The following is a 14390-nucleotide window of genomic DNA, read 5'->3' on the forward strand; positions in this document are numbered from 1 at the left end:
AGTTTGTTCTCATGGAAAAAGAAACCGAGAAGAACAGTCGGTACGACGATCTAGAGCAAATGGATCTACGCACCTTGCTCGACAACATTAACCGGGAAGACAAAACCGTTCCGGAAGCCGTAGTGCGCTCCATGGATCAGATCGAGACACTGGCCGATGCGATCTTTCACAAAATGGAAGCGGGCGGTCGACTTTTCTACCTCGGAGCAGGTACGAGTGGCCGCCTGGGCATCGTGGACGCAAGCGAGTGCCCACCCACGTTCGGCGTCCCTCACGACTGGGTCATCGGCCTCATCGCAGGTGGCGACACAGCCATTCGCAAAGCGGTTGAATTCGCCGAGGATGATCGCGAAGGCGGATGGCGAGACCTTCAAAAGCACGGGATCACAAGCGCCGACATCGTAGTGGGCATCGCCGCCTCGGGAACCACACCATACGTGGTTGGGGCATTAGCATCGTGCCGCAAGGCACAAATCACTACTGGTTGTATCACTTGTAATCGGAATACGCCCTTGCGGGCGGAATCAGACCATCCCGTTGAGGTCGTCGTTGGGCCGGAGTTCGTGACCGGGAGTACCCGCATGAAAGCAGGTACGGCGCAGAAGCTCGTTCTCAATATGTTGACCACGAGCACCATGATCCGACTTGGAAGGGTACAAGGAAATAGAATGGTGGATATGCAATTGAGTAACGATAAACTGGTGGCCCGGGGGACGTATATGGTAATGCACGCCACTGGTTTGAACGAGGAATCAGCCCAGGCGTTACTTCTGCGAGAAGGCAGCGTTCGAAGCGCAATTAAATCATACCAAGATGGGACAACCTAAGACCGACCGTGATAAACTAATGAAAGGCGTAAAGCTCGTCGCTTTCGCCTTTCCTTTCATTTTTGGGGCACCGATCGTGCTCACCCTGGCCTTTGATCCGGAACAGGGAACCTGGTGGCTCACCGTGCTGGCCGCGGTCATGATTCTCGCCGCTTTTTACTTGGGCGGACGAGGCCTCCTGACCATTATTTCGTCCTTTTTCGACCGGACTTCTTGAGGACCTCCGTTATAATGTATTCTAATTGACCATTCGTACTGCGAAACTCGTCAGCGGCCCATTTCTCGACCGCCTTCAAAGTTTCTTCATTCAATCGCAGTGCAAAGGCTTTCTTTTTAGACATTCTCTAGTGATTCAAAGTCCCGGCGTTTACGACCGGTGAAGCGTCTCGGTCTCCACAAAGGACCACCATCAGGTTCGAAACCATCGCGGCCTTCTTTTCTTCGTCGAGCTCGATGATCGATTTCTTCGACAATTGCTCGAGGGCTGTTTCGACCATGCCTACAGCGCCCTCAACGATTTTGAGTCGAGCGGCAACAACAGCAGAAGCCTGTTGGCGCTTGAGCATGGCTCCAGCGATCTCCTGGGCATACGCCAAGTAACCAATACGCGCCTCCATTACTTCGATCCCCGCAATGGCCAACCGCTCATCGAGCTCCTTCTCTAGGTTATCATTCACCTCTTCTTGCCCACTGCGCAGTGTGATCTCAGCCTCTTCGTCGTCGAAGTTGTCGTACGGATACTTGCCGGCGAGCTTACGAACCGCAGCATCGGTCTGTACCCGAACGAAGTTCTCATAATCATCGACCTCAAAAGCAGCGGCAAAAGTGTCTTTTACTTTCCAAACGAGGATCACACTAATGATGATCGGGTTACCCATTTTGTCGTTCACCTTAACGCGTTCACTATCGAAGTTTCGCGCACGGAGCGATATACTTTGCTTGGAGTAAAATGGATTCACCCAAAAGAATCCGTTGGCCTTTACGGTTCCTACATAATCTCCAAACAAGGTGAGCACTTTGGATCCATTGGGATTCAGAAAAAAGAATCCAGGTAAAAACAGGATCGTCGGAATGGCGAGCAGTAGAAAAACTGGATTTGCGGTAACCGCCGTCGATACAATGGTAGTTACCAATAAGACAAGCAAAATAACTAGGCCTACATAGCCTGAAAGCGGTTTGATCGTTTTTTCGTTTGTCATGTCAAGTGATATTATTTTGATATCAATTTAAATAATTATTTCGGATCGTACAAATCTTCTATGTCCCCCATCGATGAACAATCAATAATTTTTATATGTATATACATTGAATATTAGATATATGTACATATATTTGCGCAAACTAAAAAAGACTCAAACAATGAAAAAGGTAGTTTTATTCGGAGCCGTAGCCCTTTTATTCGCCTCTTGTGGAGGAAACGTAGAGGGTGATCGCGCAGAGGCCAACGATGCTCAAGATGTACAAGAGGTATCGGAAGCCGTAGTATACAAAGCCAACACAAAGCAATCGACCATCGCTTGGGAAGGTGCCGATGTGGCCGGAAAGGTACACGACGGAGCCATCAGCCTCAACGAAGGTATGTTGAAAGTGAAAGATGGCGCGTTGGTAGGTGGACAATTCGTCATAGATATGTCGTCGCTCGTTAATCACGACGTAGAAAACGAAGAGTACAATGCGAAGCTCGTTGGGCACTTGAAATCGCCCGACTTCTTCTCTGTTGACTCCTTCCCTACTGCCTCTTTCGAAATAACCTCAGTTGAAGACTATACCGGTACCGAAGGGTTTACTCACACCATCACCGGAAACTTGACCATGAAAGACATCACCAAAAGCATCAGCTTCCCGGCAAATGTTTCCATGGACAACGGAACCATCTCAGCAACTACCGGCTCGTTCGTTATCGATCGCTCCGACTGGAACGTGCGATTCCGCTCAGTGACTTTCTTCGACGCAGCCGAATTGAAAGACAAAGCCATCAAGAACGATATCGGATTAAAGATCAAGTTGGCGGCTCAGGAAGCAAACAACACTACAGCAAGCTTGTAATTGGCCCTCAAGTTTCTCAGAAGACCGTCGGCCCTCACTTGGGTCGACGGTTTTTTATAACAGGATATCGATCAATGCGACATCCAGGTCCGAATAGCGATAGGTGAATCCGGCCCTGATCATTTTCTCCGGACTACAGGCGGTAGACATCAGTACCAACCGGGACTGATCGCCCAGAACCGCCTTCAAAACAAAAGCGGGCACATTGATGGGCCAGACCGGACGTTTCAGTGCGCGTGCGACCCCCCGAGTCATTTCTGCATTGGTCGCCCCTTTGATTCCGACCGCATTATACGCCCCTTTCAGTCCGGAGTTCAAGGCGTGCGAATACATCCGACACAAATCGTCCAAGTGAATCCATGGCATTACCTGTTTACCCGATCCAAGCGGAGCACCCAGAAACCATTTTACGGTCCTCGCAATAACCGGCAACGCCCCGCCCGATTCAGCCAGCACGATCCCGGTCCGCAACAAAACTGCGCGCAATCCGAGGTCCTCAAACCTCTTCGCTTCGGCCTCCCACTCCTGGCAAACCTCCCCCAAGAAATCATGCGACGGCTCGTCGTCTTCACAATACACGTGCTCCAAACTCGAAGGGTAAAATCCAACGGCCGATGAGCTTATAAGGCTGCTTACCTGATGTTCTTGGAATGCCAAAGCCTCGTACAAAGTGCGCAGCGAATCGACCCGACTTGAACGAATGAGCTCGCGATGTTCCGCAGTCCAACGCTTTGCAATAGAAGCACCGGCCAAATTCACAATGTGGTCGACTCCCTCCAATGCATTGGGGTTTATACTGCCTGCGGCAGGATTCCACCCGTATACGGAAACCTCACCTTTAACGAGAGGTTGATCATCGGCCCGAGAGGGCCCAATACTCGTGCTTAAATGCCTCACGGTAAACCCTTGAGCAAGGAGCATTGCGGTCAAGCGCATGCCTACCAAGCCGTTGCCTCCTGTAATCAATATCGTACCTTTGCTATCCGACATAGGTGAATTTAGGCATTAAACGATTTTTTTACGTTAGGTGTTCTAAAACAAAGCGATTATCTGTGCACGAACTCGAGCCATTTTACAACTGGAGACATCTGTACATCGCCAGTCAGGACGAGCGATCGCCCTTTTACGGGCACCACAACTCGGAGGTGTATTTCACTAACCATATCTACGGGTATTACATTCACCCGCAGTGGGACCCCATCGGTTCAGAAACGCTGTACTTGAAGCAACTTTACACCGATTACGAAGTCGGGTTTACCATCATAGAGCTCATCGGCGAATGGAATGACTGCCTACACAACGACATCATGTTCCTGAAACGCGATATTATCGATAAAATGATCGCTCAGGGAATCGATAAGTTCGTATTGATCGGCGAAAACGTGCTTAATTTTCACGCTTCGGATGAGTTGTATTACGAAGAGTGGTTCGAGGATATAGAAGACGGCTGGGTAGCCCTGGTGAACTTCCGCGATTTCATTCAACGCGAAATGAACGAGGTCGGCATCGACCAGTATTTTGCATCGGGTGGCAAGCTAGAAAATCTGGCGTGGCGCACGGCCGACCCCAATGTTCTGTACCACAATATAGAGCCCTTGGTCCTTCGCCGGCCGGATCCTGCTTAAAACCCGCTGCGCATGATCAGGTCGACCACGCGTCGGTCCGTTGTGAACCGTACACTCTCCATGGAGAGCTCCTCGAGTTTTACCCAATAAAATGTTTGAGAGCGACCGGGTTCATCGCTGTTCTCGAGCCCATCGAGCCGTTCAAGCGAACTGGTGTTCAAGGGTGTTACCTTGTAATAGATGCTGATGACTTGATCGGTCTCTTTAAAGGCCGACTGCACAAAAAAATCGGTGGTATAAAAATGCTCGGCCGACGCCAATTCGAGCTCCAACTCTTCCATCAACTCCCGTTTGATCGCATCCATAGGACCTTCGCCCCACTCGAGTCCACCACCGGGAAACTTGGTAAAGTGATGTCCTTGGTAGCGCTCTTCGGAAATGAGCAATCCTTTTTCGGGATGCATAATAAGTCCGTAAACGCGAATGTTGAATCTTCTACTGTTCATGATCCGGGTTTGGTTGCTCTGAGCATTTCTCTTTTTCCCGGAGGGCCTTGAAGCCTCTCCACTTCGAATCCGACCCGCTGCATGGTCCGTCGCACTTCGCCTTTGGCGCAATAGGTCACCAAAATACCGCCCGGCTTGCACGCGTCGAACACGGTTTCGAACACCTCATCGGTCCACATATTGGGCTGATGACGCGGCCCGAAGGCATCGAAATATACGACATCGAACCGGCTAACCTCATTGAAATCCTGCACTTTTTGTGCTCTTTTGGTCATCTGAAATTCGGAACCTACTCGGAACGATTCGCCCCAGGGTCCGCGATGCAGCCTCGACCAAGAATCCAACGCACCGCTCCAATCGAGTTGATCCGGGTAATTGAGCCCACTCCACTCCTGCTCGCTCAAAGGGTATGCCTCTAACCCGGTATAATCGATCGCCACCAGCTCCTTTTCGGCCCATTCGAGCGTAAGCAGGGCGTTAAGCCCCGTACCAAAACCGATTTCGAGAATACTAAGCGCCTCAACGGCGCGATGCATATGTTCGAGACCCATTTCGACGAAAACGTGCCGCGATTCCTGTATAGCGCCATGAGTGCTGTGATAATGCTCGGCACCCTCATTGATCTCCAGCGTGTGGGAGCCGTCGGAGGTTTTTACGACCCGGCGTTTCAAGACTCTTTGATGCGGAGTTTCACAATCTTGACCATGGGGCCCGGACAATAGACCTTGTGGCAGGCCAAACACGATGCCACCATATTGTTGTGGGCGGCAATGCGATCTCCTTCAGGCGCGCTTTCCAGTTGCTCCACTTGACTTAAGAACAACTCGCTCAACGCCCTGAACTCTTCGGTTCGAACCGTGGAGTCCGTTTCTTCCGCGGTGTGGATGTTCACGAACTGATCGGAGAAATCGGGCGCGGGTTTACCCTCTTCGATGAGCTTTTTTGCCGCCATGGATTCATCGAACATTTGTCGCATGAGCAACGCCAGCTCGCTGTCTCCGTTCGGATTAACGATCTCCTTATTCGGCTCCTCGTTGACGGCCTTATCGACGGACTCCCCCTTCGGGCCGCAGGCCAAAAAAAAGGATGCCCCGAGGAGACATCCTATAAGTACCTTATATAAACGCATGGTTTTACTCGATAATGACCCCGGAGGCCATGAAACTCACGGACACCTCAGGCTCGGTGATCATGGCGATCTCCTCTTCGCCGGCGCCGGCATCAGATGCCTTGTGGCGCAGCCATTCGACCGATTGCTCCTCTACTTTGACCCAGCCTTCCATGGTGGCGGTACGGCCATCGGCGTCCATTGGAACAAAGAATCCGTAGTCCTTGAAGCGAACGAGCATTTCTTCGTCATTGCCCATATCCACGGCCATCCAGCAGCCTTTCTTTTGGCAAACTTCGTTGATGGTGCCTTGTACCTTTACCTGCAGGCTGTCCTGACCTTCGAGCATGGCCATCATTTCTTTTGCGTCTATAGCGCCTTCTGGGCCGATCTCCTCGCCAAAGATCCCGTAGGCCATTTCTTCCGTAGCCATTTCGTCAGCCGGGTTTTCCGTCTGCGCAGCCTCTTCGTTGGAGGCGTTGCCACAAGCGTAAAATGCCGCTGCGGCGATCATTGCGATAAACACTTTCTTCATGGTGTCGTTTTTATACCGAAAGAACCAAAGGTACAAAATTGCCTATCTTTGCCCTCCCAAAATTCACTCTACATGAAAGTTACTCCTATCAAACAATCGCGCCTCGATTCCGTCGATTTGAACAACTTGGTCTTTGGGACCGCGTTTACCGATCACATGGTAGCATGTCACTACCGAAACGGCGCGTGGGAGGAACCTGTGATCATGCCTTACGGACCATTTGAGATTATGCCGGGAGCTCCTGTGTTTCACTACGGACAAGCGATCTTCGAAGGAATGAAGGCCTACAAGGACGAGCATGGCGATTGCTTTTTGTTTCGCCCGTTGGAGAACTGGAAGCGCATGAACCAGAGCGCGGCTCGTTTGGCCATGCCGGAAATTCCGGAGCACGTTTTCATGGACGGGCTACACCGGCTGGTAAGCATGGATAGCGCTTGGATACAGTCGGGCATGGACAACTCGCTCTATCTACGCCCTTTTATGTTCGCCAATGGCGAATTCATTTCGGCCAAAGAAGCGTCGGACTTTACTTTCATGATCGTTGCCTCTCCGGCGAGTGCCTATTACAAGGGCGATATAAAAGTGAAGGTCGAAGAAGAATACTCTCGCGCGGCCAAAGGCGGAACGGGTGCAGCCAAAGCGGCCGGAAACTACGCCGGTTCGTTTTATCCGACCAAGCTCGCCCAAGAGCAAGGGTTTACCCAGTTGCTTTGGACCGATGCCGCTACGCACAGCTTTTTAGAAGAATCGGGCACCATGAACATCATGATGCGCGTAGGTGACAAACTCATTACTCCGAAACTTACCGGAACTATTTTGGAGGGAATTACACGTAATTCGGTGATCAAGATCGCCCGTGACCGCGATATCGAAGTGGACGTGCGCCCGATCAAAGTAAAGGAACTCATTGAGCGTCTCAAGGACGGTTCGTTGACCGAGTTATTCGGAGTTGGGACCGCGGTGACCGTGAGCCCCATCACCGAGGTGGCTTTCCGCGAGGAGCGCTTTTCTATTTCATATTCCGAGGAAAGTTGGGCTCCTCGACTCAAGAACCGGTTGCTCAAGTTACAGCACAACCTTAGCGAAGATCCTTACGGGTGGCGCGTTAAAGTGCAGCCTTCATATGAAAATGCCTGATATCGGCTTCGAAAAACGGCTCTCTGCAGACCTCAAACCCATTTTGTTCCCAAAATCTACGGGCACTTTCTTGTGCGTGTAGGTAAGTTTGCTCGCTCGACACATCGTGCATTACGCGGTTCACTAGGGCTTTGCCTACTCCGCCGTTCCTGAATTCGGGCAGGACGGCAAATCGCTCTAGCTTGTACCCCTGCGGGGTGATGCGATAGCGCGCGCAGCCGGCTGGCACTTCGCCGCGGCCATCGGATCTATCGACATAGGCCAGGTAAAACCGAGCCTCGGAATTGCCCGCGTGCTCCAGCGGAAAAGGTACGCGTTGTTCTTTCAAAAATACCTTGTCGCGAATCTCGCGACAGTAGCGGGTCATGTTTTGCTCACCCCACTTGAACGGAACCACCTTCACTTTCATTGATTCAGGATCTTGGCGATATCGGGTTTAAAGTATAACTCGCTCTTGAGCACTTTTCCATCCTCTCGGTAAATGGGTTTACCGTCGGCGTCTAGCTTGCTCATATTACTCCGTTGGATCTCCTCGAAAACCTCTTCGATCTTGTACTGCAGTCCGTGCTTGAGGATGGTACCGCATAATATGTACATCATATCGCCCAAAGCGTCCGCGATCTCGACCAAATCGCCCCGCTCGGCAGCCTCGAGGTACTCTTCGTTTTCTTCGCGCATGAGCTTGTAGCGCAGTAAATAGGTGTCCGACGACACTTCTCCGATGGGAGACTCTTCATTTCCAATACCGAATACATCGTGGAACTTCGCCACGTGGTCGAGTTGTCTTTTCATAACTTTTGTCAGTTTTAGGGAACTAAAATAGGACTAAATTTGTCGGACGATAAAAGGTAAAAGCTGTGGACAACATCACCCCCGGGCATTGGACCTTCGCCCTGATCTTCGCGCTCACTTTTATCGGCTACTTGATTTGGGCCTATCGCAAAGATATTCGCCTGCACCGCATCTACTACAAAAGAAGCTACATCGTGCTCCTCACAATACTTATAGGAGCTGCTTTACTCTATTTATTCAAAGACAAATTCCATTAAATGTCTATACCAAACACCACCGCCGCCAAAGAAGCCGTAAAGGTCATTAAATCAGGTGACCGAGTTTTTATTCACTCCGTAGCTGCCGCCCCTCGGGCATTGATTCAAGCCATGACCAATCGCGCCGATGAGCTGCGCAACGTTGAGATCGTGCAACTTCATACCGAGGGTGATGCACCGTATTCTGCACCCGAAGTAAAGGATTCATTCCACGTAAACGCCCTATTCATTGGAGCTAATGTCCGCAAGGCCTTGGATATCGGTAACGCCTCATACACTCCGGTTTTCCTGAGCGAAGTTCCCAATCTATTTCGCCGGGGTATTCTACCGATCAATGTAGCATTGATGACCGTTTCACCTCCTGATAGACACGGTTTCTGCTCCCCCGGTACCTCCGTAGACGCCTCGTTGGCGGCCATGGAAAAAGCCAAATACGTGGTCGCACAAATCAACCCGTTTATGCCGCGCACAGGCGGGGACGGAATTCGCCATATTTCGGAATTCGATGCCGTGACGGAGCAAAGCGAAGAGCTTATCGCACACGATCCGGTAGCTCCCACCGATGTTGAAATGGAGATCGGAAGACATATTGCCGGACTTATTGAGGATGGCTCAACTCTTCAGACGGGTATCGGTGCCATTCCAAATGCCGCTCTGGCCCAACTCGGAAATCACAAGGACCTCGGAATCCACACGGAGATGTTCAGCGACGGAGTTATTCCGCTTGTAGAAAGTGGAGTCATCACAGGTCGCAACAAACGTTTCCGCAAGGGTAAGATCGTAAGCGGATTCGTCATGGGATCTAAGAGACTGTACGATTTTATCGATGACAACCCAATGGTTGAAATGCGCGATATCGCTTGGGTCAACGACGTGGCCGTGATTCGTCGAAACCCCAAAGCCGTTTCGATCAACAGTGCCATAGAGGTGGATCTTACGGGGCAGGTATGTGCTGATTCCATCGGCACTCGATTGTATTCAGGGGTTGGAGGCAAATGGACTTCATTCGAGGCGCTAGCTTGAGTGAAGGTGGTAAGCCCATCATTGCGCTGCCGAGTACTACGCGAAGAGGAGATAGCCGCATCACCGGATTCTTGAAACAAGGAGCCGGGGTCGTCACTACTCGAGCCCATGTGCATTACGTGATCACCGAATACGGTGTGGCAGACTTATACGGCAAAACCATTAAGCAACGCACTAAAGCACTGCGCGATATTGCTCACCCCGATCACCGCGAGGCTATGGATAAAGCGGCCTTTGAGATCTGTCACTGCTGATGGAATTTAACCTGTTCAAGGTCCTATTGATTCTAGGTATAGACTTATTCGCCGCATACCTGATCGGGCGATATCAACAAGCACAAGGCTTGAGCTTTGGAAAAGCTTTTGCACAGGCCCTGATAGGCTTTATTGGCCTAAGTGCATTGATTTGGAAACTGGTTCTTTATTAATCGACGATCACCCGCTTGGTGATGCTCTTGTTGTTCTGTAGAACGATCAAGAAGTAAACGCCCTTCGCTCGGCCACTGATATCGAGTCGGCGTTCTATGCGTCCTTCAGCATTGGGGATCGACTCTACATACACCGTGCGCCCTTGGGCGTCCGCGATTCGCAAATCGGCATTGGCTCGCTGCTCAAGGTCGATGAAAAACGTGAACCGACCATCATTGGGGTTTGGGTAAAGATTCAAAGCTCGATAAGGCACCCCTTGGGGTGGCATGTCCATGCTATACTCTTCTTCCATCATATCGATCTCATCATCGTTCATATCGTACACGATGATGGAACTCACTTCATCTTCAAAGAGCTTGAGATAACCTTCTTCGGTTTGTATCTCACGCCCTTCGACCGGGGTCGGTATGCTTGGGCGTAAGAAGAAGGGTTCAGTGTTAGCGTTGACGTTGGCTAAAGGTAATTCTATTCCATTCTCGATGGGTTCTTCATCTCGAGTTACTGCAGTGCCGCAAGAAGTGTTTTCTGTGTCTTTTCTCAGGTAGGTCACACACAATTCAGAGCCGGGTTCTAAATTATCCATTACAATTCCCAGGTCGTGCCAGTCGTACAGCGAGTAACCATTGATCGCGGTTATTACATCTCCATCTATTAGACCGATCGATTGAGCTGTGGTTCCATTTATGACGTCCACCAATGCACCCTGCTCAGGTGCCTTTTGTCCATTGTGCGTGGTCTGAACCCCCAAAAAAGCACCACGATCGTAATCTTCACGGATCAACTCTGCCCTACTCGTTAGGGAGGTGCTTAAGCTCAAAGGCTCTCGTTGTCTGATGACCTGCAAAATCACTTTTTGACCAGGCGAAAGTTCATCTAATAAATCGTGCCAATTGGCGTCTTCGCTCACCCGAATGCTATTCATTTCGTAGATGTAATCCATGAATTTTAGTCCGGCCAGGTCTGCCGGTGATCCCGGAGTAACACCTTCTACCAGGATACCATAGGTATTGGCTTCGGGAATATTCATGAATTCCGCTTTTTCTCCGGAAACATGTTTATACCAAACACCCAGGTAGGCGGTGGTAGAGTCGTTATGTGTCGTGGCGGACACAGCGAAAAACAGGTTGATCGACAAGATTAGAATAGTAGCTCTTTTCATGTTATGCGTATTGCTTAGTAATGGCCGTATAACGATCACCGCAAACTCAGGTTCCTGAAAAAGAGCACCTTAACAGGACATTAACTCAAGTGTTAATGTCTTTAAATACGAGCCTATTCTTACTTAGTGACCTGTTTTATAATAGCCGCTGCTACCACCACTTCCAAAATAGAAAGAGGAATTGCGAACCAAAGAATGCCAAATGGAAGAACGGCCATATTTCCCGTGACCAGCCACATCAAAAAAAGCCGAACCACCAGGCCAAAATACAAGTAGACCAATAAGAGAACCGCCGCAAGAGGTAAAAATTTCCAATGGCGAAGCACAGTGACCATACCCCCCCAAAGAGCGCCATTAATTGGCTCGGCCGGAAACACGAGTCCGAAACCTTCGTAGTGGCGGGTCCAATAATACTTGAGCAAGAATTCATTGCGCACGAACTCTGAAATGCCGATCCATACCGTACTGAGCAAGATCGGCAGCATGGCCTTTTTAAAGATTTTCTATTATCTCTTTAATTGATCACCTTCCCCATGAAGAGCCAACAACCACGTAAATGGCCCGCTGCTCAGGCCCTCTGGCCACATCGATTCCCGCTTGTAGCCCAAATACGCGTGCGAGCAAGTAACGGAATCCTCCACCGGCGTTCCACGCGGTATAATTGGGTAAGGCCGACTCTTCCTCGTTCGAAGTCCAGCCATATCCGGCGAAGCCCAACAACGCCCACCTGCGCGTAATACGGTACTGTTGTTCCGTTTCAAGTACTCCGATTTTACTCCCTTGATACCTTTGGCTTGGGACACCGCGAAGTTCAATGAAAGGTAAAGCGTAAAATGGGGGGTGATCCAAGGCCTAATTGGCCTGTGTTCGAAAGCCCATAATCCATTTTGAACCAATAGGTTGGTAGTAATGCAAATACCATTGTACCTGACCAAAATTCCTAGAGCTCCCCAGCCGCTCCGGTGCATAATTGATCGAAACACTCGAAATGTAACCGCCCGTCGGTGAAAAAACGTCATCCCTGTGGTCGAATTGAACCTGAACCCCCAGTCTGCTTGTCGTGATTTCGCGGTCAACGGCCGGAACCAACCCATCCGGGTCGCGCTGAGAACTGACCGTGGTCTCTAGATATCGATAACTACCTCCGACAAACAGATCGGTCTGGCCAATACGCCAATTGGCCTCTTGATGTATAAAAGTGCTCTGCAAATTATATTCGATAGCGAAATCTCTATCGAGCAGGTCGGAAAAGCCGTAGTAGGTTAGGTTAATGGACCCAAACCCCGCAAATCCTCTATAGCGCAAACGGTCGTTATTCCAAAAGCCCATGTAGCCCCCTCCGGCATACCAAGACCCGTTTTCTGTTAATCCTCCCTCGAATAAAGCGACATCCGGCATCTTGAATTTTCGTTCCCCTTCGACCTGCTCTTTGGGAATGAAAACGGCATTCATTAAGGAACCTCCATACCCTACGGCAGGCTCGGTAATCGGACTAATGATCGGTAAAAATCCGTGTAGGTCGAATAAGAAATGACTCACGTCAAAAGCTCCGTCAAGTGTATCTCGGAAAATTTTCTGGTCTTGAGCCTTGAGCGGCACAACGTTCCAAAGTAGTATGAACAATGCCGCGAACCGTCTCATTAAATTTGAGAATTAATCAGAAAGGTATAAAAACCAATCGATCAATTCTCGCTCATCAACAATGCTCCAACTATGCGGATGACGAGTACCGTCGGGATAATATCCCTTGTCCTGAGTCAGAATCAGCTCGGCTCGCTCATTGCCTAAATAGCGCAATTCACTCACGATCCCGGCCATATCTATGGCGTTCATGCCGTAATAATCCTTCCCGCGTGTTTCCATCCACCACAGCACATCGGGTTCCGTATACGCTCGCAGTGCAACATCGACATAACACTTCAAATGAGTCCCTCCATAGGCGGCGAAGCAATACGGTGAGTAGTCGATGTAATTTTGACGGTCCTCAATCGGATCGCCGAGGTACTTCTCCAAATGCGCCGAAACCCACTTGCCTTCCTTAGCGGCGACATCCCGGATCTTTCGGTCGCGTGCCGTGGTCGCCTCCCTGTAAAAACGGACCATATCCAGCGGCGCGTCGCAAATGGCTACGGCCTGCGGCCGGATTTGCACCTCGCTCGTTTCGCGAGACGCATACTCCACGAGCTTCAACGCCCGGGTTCCCTCGAGTGACATTCCACAATACATGAGTTTATCGGTCGGAATAGAATAATCGCGGCATACCTTATCAATGTACCCCAGTATCTTAGTCATCGACGAATCCTGGAAGAAGAACTCGAGTCGATTCTCAGTATTCGCGTACAACACCGCCAATTGATGTTCAGTGGCGTAATTCACGAAGAAATCTATTGGCTCGTTCTCGCCGCGCGGTCGAGTAAACACGATCATCCCAATTATGGGCTCTTCCCCCTCCGGTAACCAGAGCTGGTAGCCGGGCTCCACGGCCGTAATCTCAATTTCGTCGGTCAGTATTATAACAGAATTTGAATCTATGGGCTCACGGAATTCTATTTTCGTTTGAGCCGACGATATTAGGGAGAGGACGGTTAAGAAGGCGATGAGGGGAAATCTCATAAGAGTTCTTAGTGTTGAGTTCTTAGTTGGCAATGTAAGCTTATGGACCTACTCATCAAAGCGGACAGTCAGATTAGTGAAAGTTCACAAATGTTTATTTTGTTATGCATATGGTACATCGAAGGAAATTTGACAAACAATTCAAACTTGAAGTTGTCCAAAGAAGTCTTGGAGGAATTACAGTGAAGGAGTTATCCGAAGAGCTTGGAATACACGTAGGTGTGATCAGCAGATGGCGAAAGGAATTTTTAGATTCGGGAGAGGATTTAAGTTTTCCTGGACATGGAGTTGAAGCGATGACGGAGGAGCAAAAGAAGATGGGAGTGTTCACTAAAGTGTGTCATTGGTTAAAAATCTATCTTCAAAATAGTCACATAAATCCCTGCGGACATTA

The 14390-nt window shown here is 49.9% G+C and carries 21 protein-coding genes and 1 pseudogene; 8 read left to right on the top strand and 14 right to left on the bottom strand.

Features of this window, described 5'->3' with window-relative positions:
* Positions 1–11: 11 nt before the first annotated feature.
* Both murQ and J4F31_01370 read left to right on the top strand, forming a co-directional pair.
* A complete protein-coding gene (murQ, locus tag J4F31_01365; protein MCE2495231.1) occupies positions 12–827 on the top strand; it encodes an N-acetylmuramic acid 6-phosphate etherase in 816 nt (271 codons plus the stop codon).
* Entirely contained in the window at positions 814–1044 is a 231-nt protein-coding gene (locus tag J4F31_01370; protein ID MCE2495232.1) for a hypothetical protein, read from the top strand. Before murQ ends, J4F31_01370 begins: the two co-directional genes overlap by 14 nt.
* Here J4F31_01370 and J4F31_01375 read toward each other — a convergent pair.
* Complete coding sequence (locus J4F31_01375; GenBank protein ID MCE2495233.1) at positions 1013–1168, bottom strand: Arc family DNA-binding protein; 156 nt, start codon at positions 1166–1168, stop codon at positions 1013–1015. The genes J4F31_01370 and J4F31_01375 overlap by 32 nt on opposite strands.
* 3 nt (positions 1169–1171) lie before the next feature.
* Positions 1172–2026, bottom strand: a complete 855-nt coding sequence (locus tag J4F31_01380) for an SPFH domain-containing protein (GenBank protein MCE2495234.1) — start codon at positions 2024–2026, stop codon at positions 1172–1174.
* 160 nt (positions 2027–2186) lie between these two features.
* Between J4F31_01380 and J4F31_01385 the strand changes: the two genes are divergently transcribed.
* Complete coding sequence (locus tag J4F31_01385) at positions 2187–2873, top strand: YceI family protein (GenBank protein MCE2495235.1); 687 nt, start codon at positions 2187–2189, stop codon at positions 2871–2873.
* Between the two features lie 54 nt (positions 2874–2927).
* Here the strand turns inward: J4F31_01385 and J4F31_01390 are convergent, their stop codons facing one another.
* Positions 2928–3863 carry a TIGR01777 family oxidoreductase gene (locus J4F31_01390; GenBank protein MCE2495236.1) on the bottom strand — a complete coding sequence of 312 codons (936 nt, stop codon included), beginning with the start codon at positions 3861–3863 and terminating at the stop codon, positions 2928–2930.
* 62 nt (positions 3864–3925) lie between these two features.
* On the opposite strand from J4F31_01390, the gene J4F31_01395 reads away from it, so the two are divergent.
* Positions 3926–4498 carry a hypothetical protein gene (locus J4F31_01395; GenBank protein MCE2495237.1) on the top strand — a complete coding sequence of 191 codons (573 nt, stop codon included), beginning with the start codon at positions 3926–3928 and terminating at the stop codon, positions 4496–4498.
* Here J4F31_01395 and J4F31_01400 read toward each other — a convergent pair.
* From J4F31_01400 to J4F31_01415, 4 genes are read right to left on the bottom strand one after another with little or no spacing between them, the layout of a single operon-like run.
* On the bottom strand, positions 4495–4944 hold the full coding sequence (locus tag J4F31_01400; protein MCE2495238.1) for an NUDIX domain-containing protein: 450 nt from the start codon (positions 4942–4944) through the stop codon (positions 4495–4497). The genes J4F31_01395 and J4F31_01400 overlap by 4 nt on opposite strands.
* Positions 4941–5615 (bottom strand): tRNA (5-methylaminomethyl-2-thiouridine)(34)-methyltransferase MnmD, encoded by a 675-nt coding sequence (gene mnmD / locus J4F31_01405; protein ID MCE2495239.1) that lies wholly within the window; start codon positions 5613–5615, stop codon positions 4941–4943. Before mnmD ends, J4F31_01400 begins: the two co-directional genes overlap by 4 nt.
* Entirely contained in the window at positions 5612–6073 is a 462-nt protein-coding gene (locus J4F31_01410) for a hypothetical protein (GenBank protein MCE2495240.1), read from the bottom strand. Before J4F31_01410 ends, mnmD begins: the two co-directional genes overlap by 4 nt.
* A gap of 4 nt (positions 6074–6077) precedes the next feature.
* Positions 6078–6587, bottom strand: a complete 510-nt coding sequence (locus tag J4F31_01415; protein ID MCE2495241.1) for a DUF4920 domain-containing protein — start codon at positions 6585–6587, stop codon at positions 6078–6080.
* A 72-nt stretch (positions 6588–6659) separates the two neighbouring features.
* Between J4F31_01415 and J4F31_01420 the strand changes: the two genes are divergently transcribed.
* Positions 6660–7724 carry a branched-chain amino acid aminotransferase gene (locus J4F31_01420; GenBank protein MCE2495242.1) on the top strand — a complete coding sequence of 355 codons (1065 nt, stop codon included), beginning with the start codon at positions 6660–6662 and terminating at the stop codon, positions 7722–7724.
* On the opposite strand, the gene J4F31_01425 is transcribed toward J4F31_01420, so the two are convergent.
* Complete coding sequence (locus tag J4F31_01425; GenBank protein MCE2495243.1) at positions 7693–8133, bottom strand: GNAT family N-acetyltransferase; 441 nt, start codon at positions 8131–8133, stop codon at positions 7693–7695. The two genes, J4F31_01420 and J4F31_01425, sit on opposite strands and share 32 nt — an antisense overlap.
* Positions 8130–8516, bottom strand: a complete 387-nt coding sequence (locus tag J4F31_01430) for a nucleoside triphosphate pyrophosphohydrolase family protein (protein MCE2495244.1) — start codon at positions 8514–8516, stop codon at positions 8130–8132. The genes J4F31_01425 and J4F31_01430 overlap by 4 nt, the downstream gene beginning before the upstream one ends.
* Before the next feature lie 74 nt (positions 8517–8590).
* Between J4F31_01430 and J4F31_01435 the strand changes: the two genes are divergently transcribed.
* Together J4F31_01435 and J4F31_01440 are read left to right on the top strand one after the other, a co-directional pair.
* Entirely contained in the window at positions 8591–8773 is a 183-nt protein-coding gene (locus J4F31_01435) for a hypothetical protein (protein ID MCE2495245.1), read from the top strand.
* A pseudogene (locus J4F31_01440) lies at positions 8774–10050 on the top strand (acetyl-CoA hydrolase/transferase family protein). It abuts the gene before it with no gap.
* Between the two features lie 169 nt (positions 10051–10219).
* Here J4F31_01440 and J4F31_01445 read toward each other — a convergent pair.
* From J4F31_01445 to J4F31_01465, 5 genes are all read right to left on the bottom strand, one after another.
* The gene (locus tag J4F31_01445; GenBank protein MCE2495246.1) at positions 10220–11383 is read right to left on the bottom strand and encodes a PDZ domain-containing protein; all 1164 of its coding nucleotides are present in this window, start codon (positions 11381–11383) and stop codon (positions 10220–10222) included.
* A gap of 119 nt (positions 11384–11502) precedes the next feature.
* Entirely contained in the window at positions 11503–11868 is a 366-nt protein-coding gene (locus J4F31_01450) for a hypothetical protein (protein ID MCE2495247.1), read from the bottom strand.
* Positions 11869–11905: 37 nt separating this feature from the next.
* Positions 11906–12232 carry a hypothetical protein gene (locus tag J4F31_01455; protein MCE2495248.1) on the bottom strand — a complete coding sequence of 109 codons (327 nt, stop codon included), beginning with the start codon at positions 12230–12232 and terminating at the stop codon, positions 11906–11908.
* 3 nt (positions 12233–12235) lie between these two features.
* Positions 12236–13024 carry a BamA/TamA family outer membrane protein gene (locus J4F31_01460; GenBank protein ID MCE2495249.1) on the bottom strand — a complete coding sequence of 263 codons (789 nt, stop codon included), beginning with the start codon at positions 13022–13024 and terminating at the stop codon, positions 12236–12238.
* Between the two features lie 12 nt (positions 13025–13036).
* Positions 13037–13996 (bottom strand): hypothetical protein, encoded by a 960-nt coding sequence (locus J4F31_01465; protein MCE2495250.1) that lies wholly within the window; start codon positions 13994–13996, stop codon positions 13037–13039.
* 110 nt (positions 13997–14106) lie between these two features.
* On the opposite strand from J4F31_01465, the gene J4F31_01470 reads away from it, so the two are divergent.
* The coding region (locus J4F31_01470; protein ID MCE2495251.1) for a transposase at positions 14107–14390 on the top strand (284 nt) is incomplete at its 3' end.

This window comes from Flavobacteriales bacterium (assembly GCA_021296215.1).
GTDB lineage: Bacteria > Bacteroidota > Bacteroidia > Flavobacteriales > ECT2AJA-044 > ECT2AJA-044.